The 22,480-nt window shown below is 61.3% G+C and carries 17 protein-coding genes; 8 read left to right on the top strand and 9 right to left on the bottom strand.

Going from position 1 to position 22,480, the window contains the following annotated elements; genetic code table 11:
* Positions 1 to 82: 82 nt before the first annotated feature.
* From J3P79_RS09705 to J3P79_RS09680, 6 genes are all read right to left on the bottom strand, one after another.
* Positions 83 to 1,279, bottom strand: a complete 1,197-nt coding sequence (locus J3P79_RS09705) for an HlyD family efflux transporter periplasmic adaptor subunit (protein ID WP_434610004.1) — start codon at positions 1,277 to 1,279, stop codon at positions 83 to 85.
* A gap of 15 nt (positions 1,280 to 1,294) precedes the next feature.
* Positions 1,295 to 2,764 (bottom strand): efflux transporter outer membrane subunit, encoded by a 1,470-nt coding sequence (locus J3P79_RS09700; RefSeq protein ID WP_039592808.1) that lies wholly within the window; start codon positions 2,762 to 2,764, stop codon positions 1,295 to 1,297.
* A complete protein-coding gene (locus tag J3P79_RS09695; protein WP_039592807.1) occupies positions 2,761 to 3,234 on the bottom strand; it encodes a MarR family winged helix-turn-helix transcriptional regulator in 474 nt (157 codons plus the stop codon). The genes J3P79_RS09700 and J3P79_RS09695 overlap by 4 nt, the downstream gene beginning before the upstream one ends.
* A gap of 222 nt (positions 3,235 to 3,456) precedes the next feature.
* Positions 3,457 to 7,143 carry a translocation/assembly module TamB domain-containing protein gene (locus J3P79_RS09690; RefSeq protein WP_434610001.1) on the bottom strand — a complete coding sequence of 1,229 codons (3,687 nt, stop codon included), beginning with the start codon at positions 7,141 to 7,143 and terminating at the stop codon, positions 3,457 to 3,459.
* Complete coding sequence (locus J3P79_RS09685; RefSeq protein ID WP_434609998.1) at positions 7,140 to 8,867, bottom strand: autotransporter assembly complex protein TamA; 1,728 nt, start codon at positions 8,865 to 8,867, stop codon at positions 7,140 to 7,142. Before J3P79_RS09685 ends, J3P79_RS09690 begins: the two co-directional genes overlap by 4 nt.
* Before the next feature lie 65 nt (positions 8,868 to 8,932).
* Complete coding sequence (locus tag J3P79_RS09680) at positions 8,933 to 9,577, bottom strand: GNAT family N-acetyltransferase (protein WP_434609997.1); 645 nt, start codon at positions 9,575 to 9,577, stop codon at positions 8,933 to 8,935.
* Positions 9,578 to 9,752: 175 nt separating this feature from the next.
* Between J3P79_RS09680 and xthA the strand changes: the two genes are divergently transcribed.
* From xthA to J3P79_RS09655, 5 genes are all read left to right on the top strand, one after another.
* A complete protein-coding gene (gene xthA, locus J3P79_RS09675; protein WP_434609995.1) occupies positions 9,753 to 10,565 on the top strand; it encodes an exodeoxyribonuclease III in 813 nt (270 codons plus the stop codon).
* A gap of 80 nt (positions 10,566 to 10,645) precedes the next feature.
* Positions 10,646 to 11,980 carry a substrate-binding domain-containing protein gene (locus J3P79_RS09670; protein WP_434609993.1) on the top strand — a complete coding sequence of 445 codons (1,335 nt, stop codon included), beginning with the start codon at positions 10,646 to 10,648 and terminating at the stop codon, positions 11,978 to 11,980.
* 196 nt (positions 11,981 to 12,176) lie between these two features.
* Positions 12,177 to 14,207 carry an Ig-like domain-containing protein gene (locus J3P79_RS09665; protein ID WP_434609991.1) on the top strand — a complete coding sequence of 677 codons (2,031 nt, stop codon included), beginning with the start codon at positions 12,177 to 12,179 and terminating at the stop codon, positions 14,205 to 14,207.
* Positions 14,208 to 14,701: 494 nt separating this feature from the next.
* On the top strand, positions 14,702 to 15,040 hold the full coding sequence (locus tag J3P79_RS09660; protein WP_434609990.1) for a DUF6124 family protein: 339 nt from the start codon (positions 14,702 to 14,704) through the stop codon (positions 15,038 to 15,040).
* A 202-nt stretch (positions 15,041 to 15,242) separates the two neighbouring features.
* On the top strand, positions 15,243 to 16,199 hold the full coding sequence (locus J3P79_RS09655; protein ID WP_434609989.1) for a hypothetical protein: 957 nt from the start codon (positions 15,243 to 15,245) through the stop codon (positions 16,197 to 16,199).
* Between the two features lie 13 nt (positions 16,200 to 16,212).
* Here J3P79_RS09655 and J3P79_RS09650 read toward each other — a convergent pair whose 3' ends face one another.
* Both J3P79_RS09650 and J3P79_RS09645 read right to left on the bottom strand, forming a co-directional pair.
* A complete protein-coding gene (locus J3P79_RS09650; RefSeq protein WP_434609987.1) occupies positions 16,213 to 17,451 on the bottom strand; it encodes a M20/M25/M40 family metallo-hydrolase in 1,239 nt (412 codons plus the stop codon).
* 74 nt (positions 17,452 to 17,525) lie between these two features.
* On the bottom strand, positions 17,526 to 18,602 hold the full coding sequence (locus J3P79_RS09645) for a diguanylate cyclase (RefSeq protein ID WP_434609985.1): 1,077 nt from the start codon (positions 18,600 to 18,602) through the stop codon (positions 17,526 to 17,528).
* 300 nt (positions 18,603 to 18,902) lie between these two features.
* Between J3P79_RS09645 and J3P79_RS09640 the strand changes: the two genes are divergently transcribed.
* From J3P79_RS09640 to J3P79_RS09630, 3 genes are all read left to right on the top strand, one after another.
* Positions 18,903 to 19,832, top strand: coding sequence for an alpha/beta fold hydrolase (locus J3P79_RS09640; protein WP_434609983.1), 930 nt, complete (start codon positions 18,903 to 18,905; stop codon positions 19,830 to 19,832).
* A 138-nt stretch (positions 19,833 to 19,970) separates the two neighbouring features.
* Positions 19,971 to 21,365, top strand: a complete 1,395-nt coding sequence (hglS, locus tag J3P79_RS09635) for a 2-oxoadipate dioxygenase/decarboxylase HglS (protein ID WP_434609981.1) — start codon at positions 19,971 to 19,973, stop codon at positions 21,363 to 21,365.
* A 274-nt stretch (positions 21,366 to 21,639) separates the two neighbouring features.
* The gene (locus J3P79_RS09630; RefSeq protein ID WP_039592796.1) at positions 21,640 to 22,158 is read left to right on the top strand and encodes an Hcp family type VI secretion system effector; all 519 of its coding nucleotides are present in this window, start codon (positions 21,640 to 21,642) and stop codon (positions 22,156 to 22,158) included.
* 154 nt (positions 22,159 to 22,312) lie between these two features.
* Here the strand turns inward: J3P79_RS09630 and J3P79_RS09625 are convergent, their stop codons facing one another.
* Positions 22,313 to 22,480 carry a hypothetical protein gene (locus J3P79_RS09625; protein WP_434609979.1) on the bottom strand — a complete coding sequence of 56 codons (168 nt, stop codon included), beginning with the start codon at positions 22,478 to 22,480 and terminating at the stop codon, positions 22,313 to 22,315.

The raw sequence follows: 22,480 nt of genomic DNA, 5'->3' as shown, positions 1-22,480 counted from the left end.
AAGCGGAAGTGGCGTTATTGCTGAAATGCAAACCTTGTGGGAGCGAGCCTGCTCGCTCCCACTGGTCCGATGCCATAACTGACTAGCGCTGCGCGGTCTTGCCCGCCGCCGCGCTGTTGTCGTGAATCAGCCGTGTGATCATCGCGTCTGCGTCGGCCAGCTGGCGGTCATAGACCTGGGTGCTGAGCATGGCTTTTTGCGGTGGCTGCTGGGCCAGTACCGGGCCGCTCTGGTCATGCAGGTTGACGTCGACCTGGGTCGACAGCCCGACCCGCAGCGGATGCCTGGCCAGCTCCTCGGCGTTGATATGAATGCGCACCGGCACTCGCTGAACGATCTTGATCCAGTTGCCGGTGGCGTTCTGCGCCGGCAGCAAGGCAAATGCACTGCCGGTCCCGGCGCCCAGGCTGTCGATCGTGCCGCTGTACTTCACATCGCTGCCGTAGAGGTCCGTCTCGATGTCCACCGGCTGGCCGATGCGCATGTCGCGCAGTTGGGTTTCCTTGAAGTTGGCGTCGATCCACAACTGATCCAGCGGAATCACCGCCATCAACGCCGTGCCCGGCTGCACTCGTTGGCCCAGTTGCACGGTGCGCTTGGCCACGTAACCGGTCACTGGCGCGATCAAGGTGCTGCGCGCGTTGGTCAAATATGCCTGGCGCAGTTGCGCGGCGGCGGCTTGCACGTCGGGATGGGACGACACCACGGTGTCATCCACCAGCGCGCTGGTGGTCTTGAGCTGCTGCCGGGCGTTGGCCAGGGCATTCTGCGCCGAGGTCAGGTCATCCCGGGCATGGGACAGTTCTTCCTGGGAAATCGCCCCGCCCGCCGCGAGATTCTTGCGGCGGTTGTAGTTCTCCTGGGCCTTCTGCACTTCAGCTTCTTGCGCATGGACTTGCGCCTTCATGCCATCGACGTTGCTGTACAAGCCGCGCACCTGGCGCACGGTACGGGCCAGGTTGGCCTGGGCGCTTTGCAGCGCAACTTCGGCATCGTTCGGGTCGAACTGCACCAGCACCTGACCTTCGCGCACCAGGTCACCGTCATCGGCGCCAATGCTCACCACCGTGCCGGTGACTTGCGGAGTGATTTCCACCACGTTGCCGTTGACGTAGGCATCGTCGGTACTTTCGCTCCAGCGGCCATACAGTTCGTGCCAGGCCCAGACACCCACGCCGCCGAGAATGACGATCAAGGTCAGGGCCAGCAGCATGACCTTGCGTTTGCGCGGGTTGCCAGCGTCCTGTGGGGTTTGTTGCGTTGTTTCGGCAGTTGCCATGACAAATACCTCGAATCAGTGAGTCGGCGCGGTGGCGGCCGGTGTGGCCGAAGCCACGGTTTGAGTGTCGAAGCCGCCGCCCAGGGCCTGCATCAGTTGGATCGACAAATCGATCTGCTCGGCATTGAGCGTTGCCAGTTGGCGCTGGGCCTGGAGCAACTGCTGCTCGATGCTCAGCACGTCCAGATAATTGCCAATGCCGGAGCCGTAGCGTTGGACCACGGTGTCATAGGAGTTCTGTGCGATATCCACGGCGTGTTGCTGGGCGCCGATCTGCCGCCCGATGTCACGCAACTGGTTGATGGTGTCGCTGACATCGCCAAGGGCCGCAACCAGGCTCTTGTTGTATTGCGCCACCGCCAAGTCGTAGTCGGCGTCCCGGGCATCCAGATCCGCCCGCAAGCGTCCGCCATCGAAAATCGGCAGCGACACCGTTGGCGCCACGTTGAAGAAACGACTGGCCGAACCGAACATCGCGTCCCCCAGTAGCGATTGCACACCGGCCGCCGCGCTCAGGTTGAGGTTGGGGTAGAAGTTGGTCTTGCCGGCCTCGATGTTCTTGCTTGCCGCCTCGACCCGCCACCGCGCCGCGACCAGGTCTGGACGCCGACCCAGCAACTCGGCCGGCAGATTCGACGGCAATGCGACCGCGCTGGCCTGCAGCACATGGGGTCGGGCGATTTCGTTACCCCGATCAGGCCCTTTGCCCAGCAGCACGGCCAGGGCGATCCTGGCGCTTTGCAGGCGTTTCTCGGCATCGATCAAAGTTGCATCGGCGCTCGCCTCCAGGCTTTCGGTCTGCTGGAATTGATATTCGCTGTCGATCCCGGCGCTGAGGCGGCGCTTGCCCAGGTCGAGCATCTGCCGCGTGCGCTTGAGGTCTTCGTTGGCCAAGTCGTAAATGATGTGGGCCTGGCCGAGGTCGCTGTAGGCCCGGGCCACATCGGCGGCCAAAGTCAGTTGCGCGGCCTGGCGGTCGATCTCGGCGGCGCGGGCCTGGCCGAGGGCGGCTTCCCAGGCGGCGCGCTGGCCACCCCACAAATCGAAGTCATAATTGAAATCCACGCTTAGCGAACGCAACGTGCTGTACGCCCCGCCCTGCCCTTGCGGGTCCTGGTCGCGGGCCAGGCGTGAACGGCTGACGCTGCCGCTGGCATCCAGGGTCGGCAGGCGTGCGGCATTGGCGGCATAGGCCGCGGCGCTGGCCTGGTGAACCCGGGCGCTGGCGATCTGCATGTCCGGACTGTCGCGCAGCGCTTCGCGGATCAGGCCATCGAGTTGTGGGTCACCGAGGCTTTTCCACCAGTCGCTTTTCGGCCACGAGGCCGGCGACAACGTGACGCCGGTCAGGGATTGTCCCGCCTGCAGGCTCTTGGCTTCGAGGCTGACGCCTTCGGTCTCCAGGCCGCTGTAGCTGGCACAACCGGCCAGGCTCATGGCCAACAGCACCAGGCTCAGGCGGGTACGCAAGGTTTGACGCTTCATTTTTCCCCCAATCGCAGCACGGTGATGGGATCACCGGCGGCGAGCAGTATTTTCTTGAGGATGTTCTCGAGGGTTTGCAGCTCCTCGCGGCTGATGGCACCGGCCAGTTGGTTCATGGCGTCGGCGCCGATAAACGGCAGGCGATCGGCCAGCGCTTGGCCGGCCTCGGTCAGTACCAGGCGGACCTGGCGGCGATCCTCCGCCGAGCGTTGGCGAACCAGGAAGCCCTTCTGCTCCAGGCGATCGAGCATCCGTGTCATCGAGCCGCTGTCCAGCGACAGGTACCGGCACAACTCGACCGGTGTGTCGATGCCGTGCTGGGCCATGATGATCAGCACCTTGAACTGCGCGGCGGTAATGCCGACGGGCTCCATGTGCGTGTCGATAATCCGATCCTTTAGCAGCGCGGCGCGGCCGAGCAGCATGCCGAGATGACAATTGTGGAATTCGTCTGGGGTGAAGTGCTTCATCTGGATACCGTTATCGGAGTACGGTTTGCTGCCTAGGCAGTGAATGTATGTCGAGATATTACTGCTTAGGCAGCAAATGTCAAACAAATAGTTAGCTTGCTATACATAAAACAGACCTGAGGGGCGGACTTGCTCGCGAGGGCGGTGTGTCAGTCAGCAATTTTTTAGCCGATGGACCGCATTCGCGAGCAAGCCAGCTCCCACAGGTTGTTTTGAGAAGGGTCAGAAATCGCGCTTGTAGAAGATATCCAGCGAACTGGCGACGCCGCTCGCGGCTTCGAGGTAGACCTTCTTGCTCAGCTTGTAGCGCAACGCGATGGTATTGGCGGGTTCGAACACGCCCACGCCATAGCGCAGGCTGAGTTTTTCCGACAGGTTGCCGCTGGCGACCACGCTGGTCTCGTTGCCGCTGCCTTGGGTGTCGAGCTGGAAATCTTCAATGCCCAGGTTATTGGCGAGGCTGGTGGTCACCCCGGAACTGCCCATCAGGCCCAGCCCCAACGCGGCCTGGGCGAGCATGTTGTTGTCCTCCCCGGTGGTGCTCAACGGCCGGCCCAACACCAGGTAGGACAACGCCTGCTCCTGGCTCATCGCCGGCTCCGAGAAAATCTGCGTGGCCGGCTGTTCGGCGCTGCCGCTCAAGCGGATGCCGGCGATAACATCGTCGGTCTGGCGGATCGCCTCGATGTCCAGGTACGGCTGGTCGATGGGCCCGGCGAACAACAACCGCGCACGGCGTACCGTCAGCCGTTGTCCGTAGGCCCGGTATTTGCCGTCGTTGAGCCAGAGTTCGCCGCGGGTATCCATGTTGTCGCCGATGTGCACCTGCCCTTTCACATTGGCCGTCAGGCCGAAACCCGAGAAGGCGAGTTTTTCCTGGCCGACGATCACGTCGATGTCCATCGCCATGGCCATGGGCGCCTTGCCCTCCTCGGTCTGATGGCCGACGATCACCGTGTCATCCGAGACTTTGACCGTGGACGGCGGCAGCTCCCGAATGGTGATCTCGCCCTTGGGCACCAAGACCTTGCCGGCAATCGAAAGCCGCTCCCCTTGCATCGTGATGTTCAGGTCCGGCGCCACGTCCAGCACCGCATAGGGCTCGACGGTGACCGGCAGTTGCGAGCCCTTGAGCGTCAGGTCCAGGGTCAGCGCCTCACCCCAACCGATGTTCCCGGCCAGGCGGCCCTGCCCGTCCTTGCCACTTTTCCAATCACCGTCGAGGCGTACGGTTTCGCCAGCGATCATCGCTCGCACCTGCAAGGCTTCGAGGCTGATCGGCAATTCCGGGCCCGACACTTCACCGTCACTGAGCACGAGGTTGCCGTTGACCTGTGGCGCAAGCAAGCCACCGGACAGCGTGCCGCTGCCGTTCAAATGGCCGGTCAGGGTTTCCACCATCGGCACGAACGGCCGGGCCACCGACAGGTCCAGGCCGCTCAACCGGAAGGTGCCACTCAACGGTTTGCTGGCCGGCAACGGATTGATTCGGGCCTGGAGCATCAATTCACCGAGCCGGGCACCGACGAAATTGAGATCCGTGTCGATGCGCGTGGGCGTCAGGCGACTGTTCAGCGTCAGGGTCTGGTAGGGGAAATCCAGCCATTGCCCCTTGCCCTGCTCCTTATCTCGAATCCGTAAGGTGCCGCCGCTGGCATCCACCGACACACGACCGTTCGGGCCGCTGGCCGGCAGGTCCAGCTGCAGGTCGGCATTGAGTCGGCCTCGCCAGCCGAAGTCCTTGGGCATCCATTGGGCCAGGCTTTCGATGGGGAATTGCTTGAGGTGATAGCGCAGCCGTGGCTCCGGCATCAGGCGCTGATCTTCCCCGCAGAGGCTGGCCTGGCCGGATCGCCAGCAATGGGCACCGACGTTCAGCGTTCCATTGGCCAGGCGCTCCAATTTGGCCGGAGCCTGCAAGCGCCAGTCTTGTCCGCCGACCTGCACGTCGCCGCTGGCGAGACGTCCGCGCCAGTTACCTTGGTCGAGCGAACCGTCAAGGGCCAAGGTGGTTTCCAACTGGGGCCCTTGCAGGTCCAGGTTGAGTTTCTGTTGCTTGATGTCGCCCTGGCCGCTGACCGTCAACACGCCGAGCGATGTTTCGCCGGCGCTGATACCGCTTGCCTTCAGATCGACCTTGCCCCGCTGCCCGCTGTCGAGCGTCGCGTCCAGCTTCAGGCTTTGCAGGCGGTTGTCCTGGAAGGCCAGTTGCGTGCCTTGCAAGCCGAGTTTGCCTTGGGGCGCCTTGAGCGTACCCGCCATGTCGAGACGGCCCATGACCTGGCCGCGCAATTGCGGCCAGAGTTGGGCCAGCCGTGACAGCTTGATGTCGATCTGGCCGGTGAGTTTTTGTTGCAGGCTGGCAGCGCCGTCAATGCGATTGTCCCCCAGGCGGATATCCAACGCGCCGAGGTTCCACTGCTCGCCCGCGCCGCTGGCCTTGGCTTGGAGCAGCGCCGGTTGACCGCGCAGTTTGCCCTTGAGGTCCAGGTCCGCTTCGAGCTCGAGTCGGTCGTCTCTCAGCGCGCCCTTACTGCGTAACGGCCCGGCCAGCGTGCCGGGCAGCTCGCCAAGCCAGTACGCCGGGTTGATGGCCGACAATTGCAGCGCGGTGTCCCAGGCAATGCCGTCGGCGAATTCCAGGCTCAAGTGCCCCTCGGCCTTGCCCGGTCCGGCGGTGAGCTGGAGCTGTGGCAGATGGATTTGCGTCAGGTCGCCGCTGAACGGGCTGTCCAGGCTGAACGCCCCGGCCGGACCGTCCAGCGCCGCCTGGAAATTGCCGAGGTATTTGCCATCGGTGTACGAGACTTCGCCATTAAAACGGCGCAACGTCACTTGCGGTTCGTCGATCAGTGGGTAGAGGCGATGCCAAGGGAACTCCAGCCAAGCGATCTTCGCTTCGGCGCTCAGGCCTTCGCGCCAATCCAGCTGCCCGGTGAGCTTGAGGCTTTGCTGGTCGCCCGCATCCAGATCGAGGCCAGCGATCTGTGCGCCGTTGGCGTCGACCTTGCCGCTGAGCGACAACGCCACCGGGCCTTTCTCGGCGGGCAAACTCGCTTTGCCGAGCAGTTGGTAGCCATCTTTCAGGTTACCCTCGCCGGTCAGTTCCAGCTGATTGAGCAACAGCGTGTCCGGCAGGTCGGCGCTGGCCTTGAAGCCGTCGGCGGTGATGCGCACCTTGGCCGGCAGGTTGTCCGCGAGCGGTTGCAACTCGCCCTTGAGGTGACCTTGCAGATAACCACTGCTGTCGGCAGTGAGCTCAAGGGTCCTGAGCAGATCGCCATCGACTTTCAGATCCAGGACCCAAGGTGTCGCACCCGGTGCCGGCAATGTCAGTTGGCCCGCAGCACTCAGCGGCCAGTCCCCTCGCGGCTGCAACAGGCCGGACAGTTTCAGGCTCAACTCTTCCCGCTGCAATTGCACCGAGTCGATCTGCAGACCTTCGGCGGTCCAGTGCGCCGCCAGTTGCAACCCCTTGAGCTGTTCGCTGCCGTTGAACGACAGGCTGCCCACCTGGACGTCGCCCAGCTCGATCGCCAGGGGCAAGTCCAGGTCCGGCAGGCTGATCGGACCGCTGCTCGGTGCATCGGAAGAGGCCGGCAGCTGCAAGGCAATCCTGTCGGCCTTGAGCTGCTCGATGCACAGGGTCATGCGTAAAAGGCAAAACGGCGACCAGGCGAAGATCGGCCGATCGAGTTCTACCCGGCTGGCGTCCTGTTGCCACACTACCCGGTCAGCATTCCACTGCCCGCCCAGCCGCCCCTGGAAATTCTCCACGGTCAGCCCTGGCACCAGGCCAAGGGCCCAGCGGCTGCCAAACGCCGTGCCCAACACGATGCTCAAGGCCAGCAAGACCGACACCAGCAACCCGCCAAGGGCAAGCAGCGTTATTTTCAAACCGCGATTCACAACTCAGGCCCCATGGAAAAGTGCAATCGAATGCCGCCGTCGTCATCCAGGGCATGGGCCAGGTCGAGGCGGATCGGGCCGACCGGCGACACCCAGCGCACGCCGACACCCACGCCGGTCTTGAGGCTTGGCAAATCGAGATTATTGAAAGAGTTGCCCTGGTCAACGAAGGTTGCGACGCGCCATTTTTCCGCGACCGAATATTGATACTCGACGCTGCCGGCCACCATGTAGCGGCCGCCGATGCGATCGCCGTCGGAGTTTTCCGGCGACAGGCTCTGGTAGTCGTAGCCGCGTACGCTCTGATCGCCGCCAGCAAAAAAACGCAGGGATGGCGGGATCGATTTGTAGCCATTGGTGGCGCTGCCGCCGATCTGGGCGCGGGCCAGGAAACGATGCCTGTCGAACACCGTGGTCAAACCCTTGACCATGGCGGTGCCATACAAGAGGTTGTTGTCCGAACCCAACCCCTCCTTGGCAACCTTGGTGTCGAATTGCAGGCGATAGCCATTGTGCGGGTCGATACGGTTATCGCTGCGCAGGTACGAATAGCTGACGCCCGGCATCAGCAACGTGCTCAGACCCGAATCGTCACCGAGTCGGTATTCCTCTCGCTGCCATTTGAGTGACACCACCCGCTGCCAGCCGCTGGGCAGCTTGCTGTGCCATTCAGGCCCAACGGTGAGCAGTTTGCTGAGGGTATCGGTGCCGGCCAGTTCTTCATACTGATAGCCGCCGGCGTAGCGCAGCTTGTCGGTCAAGGGTGGGTCCAGCGGTACGTCGTACCACAGGCCGACGTTCTGCCGCGGCGCCGACACTTCCGCTTCCCAGCCATAACTGTGCCCTTGCGGGTTGACCCAGTGACGCGTCCAGTTGGCCTTGGCCCGGGGGCCGACGTCGGTGGAGAACCCCAGGCCCAGCCCCATGGTGCGAGGCTTGCGGGTGTCGAGCTTGACCGCCACCGGGATCACGTTATCGGTGGCCGCGGTGGGCGCCGCATCGACGCGCACGCCTTCGAAGTAGCCGCTCGATTGCAAGGCCTGGTTGAGTTCGGCGATGAGCTCGGAGTCGTAGGGCGCACCCGCCTTGAACGGCACCATGCGTTGCAGCAGGTCTTCATCGAAGGGTGTATCGCCTTCGAAGCTGACCGCGCCCAGGGCATAGCGCGGTCCGCTGTCGTAGATCAATTCGATGTCGGCGATACCGGCCTGCGGGTCCACGCGCAACGTCTGGCTGATGAACCGTCCACTGAAAAAACCATAGCGCGAGGCCTGGTTCTGGATTGTCCGCTTGGCGTCTTCATAGCGCCCGTGGTTGAGCACCGCGCCGGGTTTGAGGCCTGCGTTGTCAGGCACGCGGAAGCCCTTGAGCGACGCCGCCGGGCCGTCGATGCGGATCGTGACATTACGCAAGTGCACCGGCTCGCCGGGGTCGATGCTCAGGATCAGGCGCGGCGCCTTGCCCGCCTGGACCTCACTGTCGATCTGCGGCTGGTAGTAGCCCAGCGCCTGGGCCGCCTTGCGCGCCTGCTCCTCGGCGCCGCGACTGAAGCGCAGCAACGCGTCTTCATCACGATCGCCCAATCCACCGATATAGCCTTCTACGTTGGCCTTGAGTTCGTCATTGGACGGTTTGACACGCACATCCAATTCACTTTGTGCCAGCACCGCGCAGCTGAGAGACAGCAAAAGCACGCCACCGGTCATTCGTCCTGGGAAATTCATGGCGCGGATGCTATCACGAGGTTGGGAGCCTGATAGAGCCAGACGATTCCCAAAAGTTCGTCTGACTAAGCCGTCGCGCTCTGCAGGACCTGCGGATTTGCATGGAAGAACACATGCTCGCGGACAGGTCCTACAGCAACTTCGCCAATTTCCTCATAACCCTGGCGCTTATAAAAATCGAGGTAGCGTGGGTTGCCGGTGTCCAGCACCACGCCTTGGGAATGTTCATCCACCGCACACCAGTTATGCACCGCTTCGAGCAACTGCTCGCCGTAGTGCTTGCCCTGGAATTGTGGGTGTACCCCGAGCAACGGCAACACATGGACCGAGTCCGATGGCAGGCAGGCCAGCACCGCTGCGTGATATTCCAAGTACCGCCGAGTGCAGCGAAACCCAGTGCTCAGCACCATGCGCAGGCGCCAGGCCCAACTTTCGGTAATCCCCAGGCGGCGCTGCGGCGGCGCGATCAGGGCGATGCCGATCAGACGGTCATTGACCAACAGGCCGATTGCCGGCAGATCCTGGAAGAAATGCTGCTTGACCAGCTCTCGCACCGTCGCCCGCACCCGTTGTTCATAACCGGGACGCTCGGACTCGAACAGGTAGCTGAAGGTCGGCTCGTGGCGATAAGCCTGGTACAGCAATGAACGCGCTTCGCGGGAATAACCGCTGTCGAGCATGTGGATATCAGCAGTGGCGGTTTCAGGCATGGCGTTGCGTCTCCTGGGCGGGCTCGGTGAGGCCCTGCTCTTATTGACTACGAACCCGATAGGGTTGCGATCGTTCCTACATGCCAAGGACATTAGCAGTGCATTTGTCCTACTGCCACGCTAGCCCCGTTCCCACATGTCAGCTAGCATCGCAGTTTTGCCAGGACAGCCGACCATGAAGATCGTCTCCTTCAACATCAACGGCCTGCGAGCCCGTCCCCATCAGTTGGCGGCACTGATCGACAAGCACCAGCCGGACGTGATCGGGTTGCAGGAAACCAAGGTCCACGATGAACAGTTCCCACTGGCCGAGGTGCAAGCCCTGGGTTATCACGTGCATTACCACGGTCAGAAAGGCCACTACGGTGTCGCCCTGCTCTCGCGCCAGCCGCCACTGACCCTGCACAAAGGCTTCGAGACCGACGATGAAGATGCCCAGCGGCGTTTCATCTGGGGCACCTTTGCCGATGCCAACGGTGTGCCGGTGACCGTCATGAACGGTTATTTCCCACAAGGTGAAAGCCGTGATCACCCCACCAAATTCCCGGCCAAGGAACGCTTCTATAACGACTTGCAGCAGTTGCTGGAAACACGCTTCAGCAACGGGCAACCGGTCGTGGTGATGGGCGATGTGAACATTTCGCCGGAAGACTGCGACATCGGCATCGGCCCGGACAACATGAAGCGCTGGCTGAAGACCGGCAAGTGCAGCTTCCTGCCGGAAGAGCGCGAATGGATGGCCCGCCTGAAGAACTGGGGCCTGGTGGACAGCTTCCGTCACCTGAACCCGGACGTCACCGACCGCTTCAGCTGGTTCGACTACCGCAGCCGCGGTTTCGAAGACGAGCCCAAGCGCGGCCTGCGCATCGACCTGATCCTGGCGTCCCATGGCCTGCTGCCACGGGTCAAGGATGCTGGCGTGGACTACGAACTGCGGGGCATGGAAAAACCGTCGGACCATGCGCCGATCTGGCTGGAGTTGAGCTGAGCGCGTCGCAACCCTGTCATGTTTCAGTAACCTGACTGACTTAATCTTCCGGCACTTCCCTGGCTTCAGAAGGTGCCGGCATGCGGTTGCGCGTTGTGTTTTTCCTGGGCCTCTGGCTGCCGTTGATGGCATGGGCCGGTAACTTGCCTATTCCCGAACACGGCCCTGCCCTGCGTCTCCAGGGCTCCAACACCATCGGCGCGGCGCTGGCGCCGGCCCTGGTGCGCGGACTGATGGAAGACCAGGGGTTGCTCAAGGTCAGCAGCGAAATCACCGGTCGCGACAACGAGCAACGCATCGTCGGGCATACCGCCGATGGCCGGCGTGTCCATGTCGACATCGCCGCCCACGGCTCCAGCACCGGGTTCATCGCCCTCAAGCAAGCCAACGCCGACCTGGCCGCCTCTTCCCGGCCGATCAAGAACAGCGAACTGAAGGAACTGGCGGCCCTTGGCGATCTGAAAAGTCCAACGTCCGAGCAAGTCATCGCCATCGATGGCCTGGCGATCATTCTCCACCCGCAAAACCCGCTGCGTCAGCTCGACACGGTGCAACTGGCGCGCATTTTCAGCGGCGAGGCCAAGACCTGGGAAGCCGTGGGCGGCGTCGGCGGGCCGATTCATTTGTATGCGCGGGATGAGCAGTCCGGAACCTACGATACCTTCAAGGAACTGGTACTCAACCGACAAGGCAAGAAGCTGGATCCTACAGCCAGGCGCTTCGAATCCAGTGAGCAATTGTCGGACGCTGTCAGCCAGGACCCGCAGGGCATCGGTTTTATTGGTTTGCCCTACGTACGACAGGCCAAGCCCCTGGCGATTGTCGACGGTGCTTCCCAGCCCATGTTGCCGCTGAACAACCTGATCGCCACCGAGGACTATCCCCTGTCCCGGCGTTTGTTCTTTTATCTGCCGCCTCTGCAGACCAATCCGTGGGCCGAGGCGCTGGTGGACTTTACCCAAAGTGAACAGGGCCAGGCGATCGTTGCGGCGAACGGTTTCATCGCCCAGACCGTTCAGGCCATGTCCGTCACCCCGAACGCGCTGATGCCGGAGGGCTACCAGGCCCTGAGCCGTCATGCCCAGCGCCTGACCGTGAACTTCCGTTTCGAAGAAGGCAGCGCCAGCCTCGACAGCAAGGCCCAACAAGACCTGGGCCGCGTGCTCGATTACATCAAACAGCACGGCAAGGCCGACCGACGCGTGACCCTCGTAGGCTTTGGCGACCTTAAGGACGACCCGGCGCGGGCCGACCTGTTGTCCAGGCTGCGGGCCATGGCGGTGCGCCGGGAGCTGGTGAAATACGGCGTGACCTTGCGCGAGGTACGCGGGTTTGGCGCGTTGATGCCGGTGGCGGCCAATAGTGAGGATGAAGGAAGGGTTCGCAATCGGCGGGTGGAGGTTTGGGTTTATTGACCCCACCAAGTGCCGCAACACCATGCCGTGGCGAGGGAGCTTGCTCCCGCTGGGTCGCGAAGCGGCTCCACAATTCAGAGCCTTGTCCAACCGTTCGTCCGTCCCCCCGCGCGACCTGTAAGGTCTGACAGTAGCCGACCCGGAGCATCAGCGCTTAGATATCCCACCATCACCTTGCAATCCTGGCAGCCAGCTCATGACCGACTCGTCGCCCCCCAATGCTCAAACCGTGTTGATACTGAACCAACCCAGGCTACCCGGCGCCAAAGACCCGGTGGTAGGCGCGCATCTGGGCGTACCCTTGCGCCTTCATGACCTGACGCCCTTTGGTTGCGAAGTGGTAGTTGACCCCTATCTGAACCAGGAGGCTGGGGATACCGTCTCGATCAACTTGAATGGCGAACTGTCCCTCGACAGCCGTCAGACCCAAGGCCTCGATGACGCCGTGACGCTGTATATTCCAAAAGGCAAACTATTGCCTGGCATCATCAATCGATTGACCTTCACCGTGACCCGCGGCAGTACAAACATCGCCACTTCTGAGCCGCCATTGGAGATCCTCTACAACAAGATCCGGCCTGGCAACCAAGACTTGACGCCCGGAGATGGAGAGCATTCTGAATTAGTGCTACTGCTCCCGGACGAAATCAAGGACGGCGTGGGCCCAGGTTTCACTCAGGCGACCATGTCGGTAGATTACCCGTATTGTCGAGCCTACGACCTCATCCGACTCAATTGTAACGGTCATGACGTCGAATATACGGTTACTGATACCCAGGCTCCCCCGCCGCCGAATCACGGTGTGCCGACGCCCACCCGAGTGAGCTTTGTAATCACCAGCGCCGACTTGATTGACGATCCTGAGTTCAAGTTTTCCTTCACGGTTAACGACCAGCTCGGCAATAGTCCGGATACCGACTCCCCCTGGTCGGCCGTGCATACCGTGGAAGTGGACATGGCCGGTGTAAGGTTGCCGCAGCCGATCCCCCGCGAGGTTCTCAGCGAGGCGGCCGACGATCCAAGCCTTATCGACCTTGGAAAACTCGGAACCCTGCCATTGTCAATTATCATCTTGACCAGCGACCCGCGCTTCTTGCCCGGGAGCATCATCAACATGACATACGTCGCGAAGGTAACAGGCCAGCCCGATATCGTGGTTCCGAGGACGGGGACCGTTGAGGTGGATGAACTAGGCCAGAAAAAAGCTTGTGTGCTCCAGGTTCCTTACGAAAACGTCGTTCCCAATAGCACTGTCGAAACATCCTACAAACTCTTCAATAACCAAACGCAGGTAGGCTACTCCAGGATCGCGAGATCAACCGTTGTCGGAGAGGCGATACCGGACGAAAAGCCCGTGATCACAATGCTGCAGGATTCGGCAGGAGTGGAAGTCCCGGACGGCGGTAGGACTTTCCACACCCGAGTGATGCTGACCGGTACCGCCAGCAAAGGTCAGGAAGTCGAGGTGTTCGACGATGTGGAATTCAAGGCGAAAGCCGGAGCCGATTCGCAGACAGGTGTCTGGAGTGTTGAAATCACGGACCTGAGCATCGATCTCCACCGCCTGACCGCCAAGGCGCTCTACGGCACCCATCCGGTATCGGACGCGCGCACTTTTACGGTAATAGCGCAATTGGTCATCGATACCAGCCCTGTTCTTCTCGACGGTTTCTTCCTGTACATCGGTGCCGAACGAAACGCTACCCCTATGCCAGCTGGCACAACGGTAATTCGCAATCCTGTAACGGGAAATCCTGGATACGCTTACCACTCATCAAACAGTGGAGTCGCTCGCGTGGATGGCAACGGCAGGGTCGAAGGATGGAGTAATGGGTATGCGACGATCACGATTACCGATGCCTATGGGCAGACCGCGTCATATGGGGTGACTCGGTCAAATGCGTGGACAATGGCCACGATACCTTCCATTACAGGGGGAGCTGCGCCCGGGTGGGCGAACTCCCAAGGAGCCGGTAATTCATTTGCCTCACCCCCACGCCCGGACGGCGGCACCATGCAGGCAATTCGAACGTACTACCATGTCCCCCGGGGGCTTGATTTCAGGCACTGGACCGGAGCATTTGAGAACGGCGTTCCCGAGTGGCCACTTTTTGCCAATCCCTACACGGGGGAGATCGGAACATCCACGGTTCAGGCATATCTGGGCGCCTATTGTCGAGTGCCCTATAACTCAGGGCGATCAATGGCCAACTTTACGGAACAGTAATATATGCCCGGCAAGGACGAGTACGGTTTCCTGGAAACACTGCGCCGGCCGGTTTATGACCGCTGCGCAGTCCAGCGGGAGTGGCCCCCGTCCGTTTTCGCCCACAGATATAAATCCCCTATGGTGAGGGAGCAAACTACCGCGCCACAGAAGCCCTGATGTTTATCTATAAAACCTTAGCGTAGGAACGAACGGCCTCTTCTTGCGCCATTGCCTACAACTACGCCAGAATCCGCCGGCTTGTGCGCCTTGAGGGCGGGCTTTACTGTTGCTCGGTCGCTGAAAATCAGCGATCGGGTTTGGTAGCCCGGGCCTTCGGTGCATAGCGTCACCTCTTGCAAGTGCAGTCATGCGCTTCGCTTTATGGTGGCCCTGCGCAGGGTCTCTTCGGAGACGCCGGCTCCGATGCCCGGTCTACCAACCTTCGTATGGCCACCACCTTCCGTTTGGTAGCGAGAGGGTAACGGCTCCATCAAACGCATCGGCGTTTCATCATGTTCAAAGCAACCCCAAACCCGCCGGACAACGATCCCGCCGACTCGGAAGCACTCGACAAAGCGGCGGCAGACCGCGCGCTCGATTACTACCTGAAACCCAAATCCGGCAAACCGAAAACCGACCCAGGCCAGCTCTTCACCCTCATCAACGGCATCGACACTGAAGCCCCGCTCGCCAACCTCAGCGAAACCCTCGCCTCGGCCAACGCGATGATCAATGACCTGGCCTTCGACCTTGACGGCTCGCGCAGGCACGTGGCCCTGGGCATCCTGCAACTGATTGAACTGGGCGGACTGCTGGCGAATCGCGCGCTGTATAACGTCGACCCGCGTTAGCCCAAGCAACGCATCTCCCTGTGGCGGGGAGCTTGCTCCCTCGCCACGCATGGCTCAGTTACCACATGTCGTCACTGTCAGATCCTACAGTATCCGGCCCGAACTCCCTCAGGCAGCTTGTGCTTGGGACAGTATCGCTGTGCCCTTGGCGATGGGTGGCCAAACCCGATAGCGCCTGAAACCTCGCTTGAGGATCATGACCATGACCAGAGCAATGAAATACTCAACCATCGAACTCCCAGAGGGCTCCAGGCTTCGTGGCGTCGCGCTTAGTGCAGACGGCAAGCGCGCCGCTGTCTGCAATTTCGGTCTCAATATCGTGTCAATGATTGACACCGAGACCCATGAAATCAACGACATCTCGACGAGTACGATGGAGCGCCCTATCTACGTAGCGTTCGATGACAATAAAAACCGCTGCTATGTGTCCTACCTCGACAGGTTTGGGCTTGTGGTAATTGATACCGTCTTAAACAGAATCATTAAGACAATAACCATCACGCGTCCACTGCGACAGATCACAGTCGACTCCACCAACGAGCGAGCCTATGTGATGTGTCCCATCCAGGGGCAACTCTACGACGAGGCACGAATCGCTGTGATTGATACCGCAACGGATGTGCTTATCGAGACCATTTCGATCGCCAAACCAGGAGATCTACCAACGAATATCGCCATCGACCCGTTCGAGCACAGGGGCTTCTTCCCCCTCAAACTTAGCCCAACCCACACTGACCTCGGACGCATTGACACCATAACCAATCAACTCATGGACCCGATGGAATACCTGACTACCGGCAGCGCTCTGGACTCAACCGCATGGAAAGACGGTTCCCTTTATATCGCCTCTACCACCCAAACAAGTGTGGTGAATACGAACACCGAAGAGCGGCGCGCACTAAACGGCGGAGGTAAAGATATCCATTTAAGTCCTCTAGGTGATCGCGCCTATTACTTACTCAGCCGCAGCGAGGAAGGACAACTATGGAGCGCATTGCAAACAGTGGACACCGGCACTGGCGCAATCATCGACAATAGCCTCATCGCCCCCATACGACCACATTCCATGGCCGTCTCTGCGGACGGCACGCGCCTCTGTATTACCGAGGAGGAAGGACGAAGCGTGGTCGTGGCCGACATAGCGGACGCTAGGCGGTAGGACGAGCGGCCTGCTACCGCCCCGCCAGCTCCATGATCATCCGCGACAACAGGTAAATCCTCGGCACCACACTCTCGACCTCGGCGTATTCCTGCGGCGTATGAATATTGCCCCCGACGATCCCAAAGCCGTCCAACGTCGGCGTGCCAACCCCGGCAGACAGGCTGGCATCCGCCGCCCCGCCGCTGCCCTCTTCGGTGAGTTTGCGCCCCAGTTCGCCATAGATGCCCTGAGCCATCGCCATCAACCGATCCGACTCCTTCGTCTGCGGCATCGGCGGCAAACCGCGCTGCAGGCTGGTGGTGACTTCGGTGTCGGCGATCAGTTTGTCCTTGGAAACCCGAGCCAGGTCTTTTTCGATGCGGTCGAACTCTTCCGGCACCGCTGCGCGCACGTCGGCCTTTGCCGTCGCCTGGTCAGGAATCACGTTGGTCCGATCGCCGGCCTTTAGCACGGTGAAGTTGATGGTGGTTTTCTTCTCCGCGTCGCCGAGCTTGCCCAGTTGCAGAATCTGGTGCGCCGCTTCCATCGCGGCGTTGCGCCCCAACTCCGGTGCGACACCGGCGTGGGCCGCCTTGCCCTTGACCTCCACCAGGGCGGTTGCGCTGCCCTTGCGCCACACCACCAAACCGTCCGCCGGACGACCCGGTTCAAGGTTGAGGGTCACGTCATGGGCCTTGGCGGTTTTCTTGATCAGGTCGGTGGCGACGTCCGAGCCGGTCTCTTCGCTGGCGTCGAGCAGGAACGTGATCTGCGCGTAGTTCTTGAAGTCCAGGTCCTTCAGCACTTTCAATGCATAGATCCCGGCGACGATACCGCCCTTGTCGTCCATCACCCCCGGTCCGTAGGCCCGGCCATCCTTGATATGAAAAGGCCGCTCGGCGGCGGAGCCTTCCTTGAAGACCGTGTCCATGTGGGCCATCAGCAGGATCTTCGCCTTGCCAGCGCCCTTGAACGTCGCCAGGACATGTTGAGTGCCGTCCGAATTGGGCACCTTCTCGATGGTCGCACCGAGCTTCTGCAACTCATTGATCGCAATGTCGCCGACCTGGGTCAGTCCCGGCACATAACCGGAACCGGAGTCGATGTTCACCAGCCGTTCCAGCAGTTTCAGGGCCTCGCCCTTGTACTGTTCGGCGTTGGTCAATACTTGCTGATGGGGTTGCGCGAAGGCAGCGGGGGCGAAAGCGCCAATGGCCAGGCTCAGGCCAAGACTGACGGCGAGACGGGAGCGACGAGCGGTAACGGTCATGATTTCATCCTTGGTTCGTCGGGAAGTACTCTTGAGAGAATCAAGGGCACCCTACCCGACAATACGCCAAGGCTCTAGACCGGCGACGCCTCCAACATTGGCAGATGTCGCTGGCAGACAACTCGGTTGCGCCCACCGGTCTTGGCTTCATAAAGCAGTTGATCGGCGTCATTGAACCATGCCGTCGCATCGCCATAAGCCGGGTTGAACGCTGCCAGGCCGATACTCAGGCTCACTTTCAACGCCGGGTCCTGCTCGTAGGCCAGCGTGGCGAAACGCTCGCGCAAGCCGTCCATGGCCTGCACCGCCTTGTGCAGGGTCAGGTCCGGCAGGATCACGCAAAACTCGTCGCCACCGTAGCGCCCGACAATGTCAGTTGCCCGCAGACTCTGCCTGAGCAGCTTGCCGAGCTGGCGCAGTACCACGTCACCGGCGCCGTGGCCGTAGGTGTCGTTGATGGCTTTGAAATGGTCGATGTCGATCAGCGCGATCGCGCCCAGAGCCCCGTCTGATGGATGACGCAGGCAGCGCTGGAACTCTTCGTTGAGTCGATCTTTCCAGGCGCCATGGTTGAGCAGTCCGGTAAGGCTGTCGGTACGGCTCAGCGCCAGCAATTCACGTTTCTGCCGGCCCAGGGTGTAGGCCTGGCGAAAGCAGATCCAACCCAGCGCCAGCGGATAAAGACACAGCAGCGGCAGGCAGGCATAAAGCTGCGTCGGGCTGGTCATGGGCACGCTGGTCAAGGGGAAGATCACGCTTCCCACTGCAATGCCAGCCACTTGAGCCAGCGCGCCGGCCAACAGGAAACGCAGGCCGCCAATCGCGACGTTGTTCATCGCCATCATCGCCAGCGTGACGGCCGTGGGCAGTGGATTGAACTGCATCGCCGCGACCCAGAATCCGCCGAGCAACGCGTCGATCAACAAGTTGCGGTGTTCGGCGTGGTACGGCATTGCCGAACGACGGGCCCACTGATAAGAGAGGTGTGGCCAGAGCAAGCCATTGAACAGCATCAAGCCCCAGACCCAGGGCTCAGGGTCAAGGGGATGGACGGCGGCACTGACCACCAGCAACCCCAACGCCAGGCCCAGGATGCGCGACGTGTATAGCCTCCTGGCCAGCGAGAGCCCCTTTTTTCCGGTTTTTTGCATAGAGGCCTCTGCACCGCAGGTCTCCCGATTTCCCGGGATAGGGTGACTGGAGTCTATCAGGGTGCCGCCAAATAGCCATTACTCTCTAAAGGGGTATTTCTCGCGCAAGACGAAGGGGCTCTTGGCGGATCTTGGCTATATATAAAAAAGGAGAATTCGCTGTCCGACACAACGCGTATCAAAGCAACTACGCACCCGTCGTCGCGTTATCCCAAGGTTTCAGCTTCACTTACGTAACAGCTGATCCCCCGGCTCGAACCGGCGGTTCAAGAATCCTACGTGACCCATGGAGGGCAAGACATGCTGGTGTTGTGGGTAGTGCTCGCCGTGTTCATCGCCTGGAGTTGGTTGACGTACCCAGGCATCGGCCACGTGCTGTATGACTTGGGCATGGCTCTGGAAGCGCGCCTTTATCGGCTGCACAAAATCTCCGTGCCCATCAGCGAAATGACCGTGTCCACCTGGCAAGGCGGGCCCTATGAAGCATCGGGCAGCATCCTGATGCTGCACGGCTACAGCGCCGACAAGAACCTGTGGCTGCGCTTCGCCCGACCTTTCGTCAACCGCTACCGGGTGATCATCCCGGACTTGGCCGGCCATGGCGAAACCGGCTTCAAGGCGGGTGGCGGCTACGACATCCCGACCCAGGCCCGGCGCGTGGTGGAATTGCTCGATGCCTGCGGCCTGGACAAGGTCCATGTGATCGGCAACTCCATGGGCGGCTACCTTGCGGCGTGGCTGGCGGCAACTGTCCCCGAACGGGTGCTGACCCTGGCGCTGATCGACCCGGCCGGCGTCACGGCCCCCGAGCCCAGCGACATGGAACGTCACCTGGCCGCCGGCCACAACCCGTTCCTGGTCCATTCACGGGATGATTTCGCGCCGTTCTACGCCATGACCATGGCTTCCCCGCCCTGGCTGCCCAGCGTCGTACTCGCGGCATTGGCCGAGCGTTACGAGCAGCGCCGGGAGGAGTTGGAGGAGATCTTCGTCGACTTGCGCGCCAGCCCGCCGATGGAGCCTCGCCTGGGGGAGATCCGGGCGCCGTCGTTGTTGCTCTGGGGGCGCAAGGACCGGCTGATCGACGTTAGCAGCGTGCCGGTCTGGAGCAAGGGCATCGCCGACCTGCGCGTGGAAATCTGGGACGGCGTCGGCCACATGCCGATGGTGGAAAAACCCAGCAAGACCGCGGCGCTGTATCGGGACTTTCTCGAGGGATTGGGGCAGTAAGCAGGATGCAGCGCGGGAGGGAGCCTGCGGATCAGTCCCTGGCAGAATGAAGTCCTGAAAATTCTTCGTTTGCCGGCATTGGCGAAGGCTGCGATCTTTCGTTCAACTTTCCCACAGCCCTCGCCAGGAATTCTTACGATGAGCTTCGTCAGCCCCGACTTGATCCGCCAACGCTTTTCCAGGGCGATGTCCGACATGTACCGCGACGAGGTGCCGCTGTACGGCGCATTGATGAGCCTGGTTGAGCAAACCAACGCCCAAGTCCTGGCCAACGACCCATCGCTGGCCGAGCACCTGCGCAGCACCGGTGAACTCCAGCGCCTGGACATGGAGCGCCATGGCGCGATCCGCGTCGGTACCGCCACCGAACTGGCGATGCTGGGCCGGCTGTTCGCGGTGATGGGCATGCAACCGGTGGGTTATTACGACCTGACACCAGCCGGGGTCCCGGTGCATTCGACGGCTTTTCGCGCCGTGCATGAAACGTCGCTGCAGATAAGCCCGTTCCGGGTATTTACCTCGCTGCTACGCCTGGAGCTGATCGAAAGCAGCGAACTGCGGACCTTTGCCGAGTCGGTGCTGGCCAAGCGTCAGATCTTTACCCCGGACGCTCTCGAACTAATTGAACTGGCCGAACGCCAGGGCGGCCTGACGCAATCCCAGGCTGACGAGTTTGTATCGCAAGCGCTGGAAACCTTTCGCTGGCACCACAGCGCCACCGTCACCGCCGAGCAATATCGACAACTGAGCGCCCAGCATCGCCTGATCGCCGACGTGGTGGCGTTCAAGGGGCCGCACATCAACCACCTGACGCCGCGTACCCTGGACATCGACATCGTCCAGGCCCAGATGCCGCTGCATGGCATCACGCCCAAAGCGGTGGTCGAGGGCCCGCCTCGTCGACAGTGCCCGATCCTGCTGCGCCAAACCAGTTTCAAGGCGCTCGACGAGCCCGTCGCGTTCACTGACCAACCCCAATCCCAGGGCAGCCACAGCGCCCGCTTCGGGGAAATCGAACAACGTGGCGCGGCCCTCACGCCAAAAGGACGGGCCCTCTACGATCAGTTGCTGAACGCAGCGCGGGATGCCCTGGGCGAATTTCCCAACGAAGCCAATGCCGAACGCTACAACGCGCTGATGGCCGAGTACTTCGTCCAGTTCCCGGATGACCACGAAGCGCTGCGCCGGCAAGCGCTGGCCTACTTCCGCTATTTCGTGACGCCGGCGGGGCTCGCAGCCAAAGGCACGATAGAACAGCCAACCTCGCTGGAACGCTTGCTGGAACAGCGCTATGTGCGCGCCGAACCGCTGGTCTACGAGGATTTCCTGCCGGTCAGCGCTGCCGGGATATTCCAGTCGAACCTGGGCGATGCCGCCCAGAGCCACTATGCCGGACAATCCAATCGACAGGCGTTCGAAGCAGCGCTGGAACGGCCGACCATCGATGAGCTGGCGCTGTACGCCGAGACGCAAAAGCGCTCCATCGACGAATGCCTGTCGGCATTGGACGCTCGGGAAACAGCCCGGGAATAGAAAAGCAAGAAGTTGCGCGCCAACACTTGGCTATCCTCTGCGGCATGGCCGTTTCGCCTATGGCAGACGGCATCCACTGTATGCGCAATCAACAGTGGAGCGCGATGCAGCCTTCTGCGTGAATTTCGCGGCATCGGCGCCATGCTCCGCAGAGAAATAATCCCAACAGTTTGATTTATATACATTTTTTTAGAATGGCATGGCTCTTGATATCGGTCAGCCGCCTCGGACGATTCACGTCCCGGGCGTCCAGCTATCCAGGAAGGAGCATCCATTGGCTACCCCCGCTTACATGTCCATCGAAGGCACCAAACAAGGTCTGATCACCGCAGGCGCATTTACCGCTGACTCGGTAGGCAACACCTATCAGGAAGGTCATGAAGACCAGGTCATGGTGCAGGGCTTCCAGCACCAGGTGACGATTCCCCGCGATCCCCAGTCCGGCCAGCCAACTGGCCAGCGCATACACAAACCCTTGGTCATCACCAAGGTATTCGACAAAGCCTCGCCGTTGCTCCAGGCAGCCCTGACCAGTGGCGAACGCCTGACGAAGGTTGAGATCCAGTGGTATCGCACTTCGGCTGCGGGCACCCAGGAGCACTACTACACCACCACCCTGGAAGACGCGATCATCGTCGATATGAAGGATTACATGCTCAACTGCCAGGACCCCGGCAACAGCCACTTCACTCATCTGGAGGACGTGCATTTCACCTACCGCAAGATCACCTGGACCCACGAGGTGAGCGGTACCTCGGGCTCCGATGACTGGCGTACGCCGGTCGCGGGCTAACCCTCGCGGGTGTTCGCCCAGTGCGACGGCCTCGGCATTCCATGCACTGGTAAAGAGCCTGACACTGGGCGAACGCCAACAATGATAGTGGAGCTTGCACGGGATGTCCGTGAGCCCCGCATAAATTATTCTTCACGTCGCATCAGCGGTCTTATTATTGCCTGGCGGTTTTCTGCGCATCGGTTTCCTGCGCATCAGGGTTGCCCTGCTGCTCACGCTTGGCCGGGTCATTGGGCCGCAATGCGTCGTTGTCACGCTCCACTTCGCCGGGCAGTGCCGGGTCGTCGGGGTTTTCCTGCGTTTGATCGGGGCTGGGCTTCAT

Origin of the sequence: Pseudomonas sp. R1-7 (assembly GCF_051132105.1) — a bacterium.
In the GTDB taxonomy this organism is placed as follows: domain Bacteria; phylum Pseudomonadota; class Gammaproteobacteria; order Pseudomonadales; family Pseudomonadaceae; genus Aquipseudomonas.
Note: the sequence above shows the minus strand (reverse complement) of the source record. Positions and strands in the feature narration are given on the sequence as shown.

Bases quoted from the DNA above. Each gene is read 5' to 3' on its own strand.
- J3P79_RS09670 (WP_434609993.1), top strand. From the start codon at position 10,646: ATGCGGTTGCGCGTTGTGTTTTTCCTGGGCCTCTGGCTGCCGTTGATG.
- J3P79_RS09705 (WP_434610004.1), bottom strand. From the start codon at position 1,279: ATGGCAACTGCCGAAACAACGCAACAAACCCCACAGGACGCTGGCAAC.
- J3P79_RS09665 (WP_434609991.1), top strand. From the start codon at position 12,177: ATGACCGACTCGTCGCCCCCCAATGCTCAAACCGTGTTGATACTGAAC.
- xthA (WP_434609995.1), top strand. From the start codon at position 9,753: ATGAAGATCGTCTCCTTCAACATCAACGGCCTGCGAGCCCGTCCCCAT.
- J3P79_RS09685 (WP_434609998.1), bottom strand. From the start codon at position 8,867: ATGAATTTCCCAGGACGAATGACCGGTGGCGTGCTTTTGCTGTCTCTC.
- J3P79_RS09640 (WP_434609983.1), top strand. From the start codon at position 18,903: ATGCTGGTGTTGTGGGTAGTGCTCGCCGTGTTCATCGCCTGGAGTTGG.
- J3P79_RS09695 (WP_039592807.1), bottom strand. From the start codon at position 3,234: ATGAAGCACTTCACCCCAGACGAATTCCACAATTGTCATCTCGGCATG.
- J3P79_RS09680 (WP_434609997.1), bottom strand. From the start codon at position 9,577: ATGCCTGAAACCGCCACTGCTGATATCCACATGCTCGACAGCGGTTAT.
- J3P79_RS09700 (WP_039592808.1), bottom strand. From the start codon at position 2,764: ATGAAGCGTCAAACCTTGCGTACCCGCCTGAGCCTGGTGCTGTTGGCC.
- hglS (WP_434609981.1), top strand. From the start codon at position 19,971: ATGAGCTTCGTCAGCCCCGACTTGATCCGCCAACGCTTTTCCAGGGCG.
- J3P79_RS09650 (WP_434609987.1), bottom strand. From the start codon at position 17,451: ATGACCGTTACCGCTCGTCGCTCCCGTCTCGCCGTCAGTCTTGGCCTG.
- J3P79_RS09625 (WP_434609979.1), bottom strand. From the start codon at position 22,480: ATGAAGCCCAGCCCCGATCAAACGCAGGAAAACCCCGACGACCCGGCA.
- J3P79_RS09660 (WP_434609990.1), top strand. From the start codon at position 14,702: ATGTTCAAAGCAACCCCAAACCCGCCGGACAACGATCCCGCCGACTCG.
- J3P79_RS09645 (WP_434609985.1), bottom strand. From the start codon at position 18,602: ATGCAAAAAACCGGAAAAAAGGGGCTCTCGCTGGCCAGGAGGCTATAC.
- J3P79_RS09655 (WP_434609989.1), top strand. From the start codon at position 15,243: ATGACCAGAGCAATGAAATACTCAACCATCGAACTCCCAGAGGGCTCC.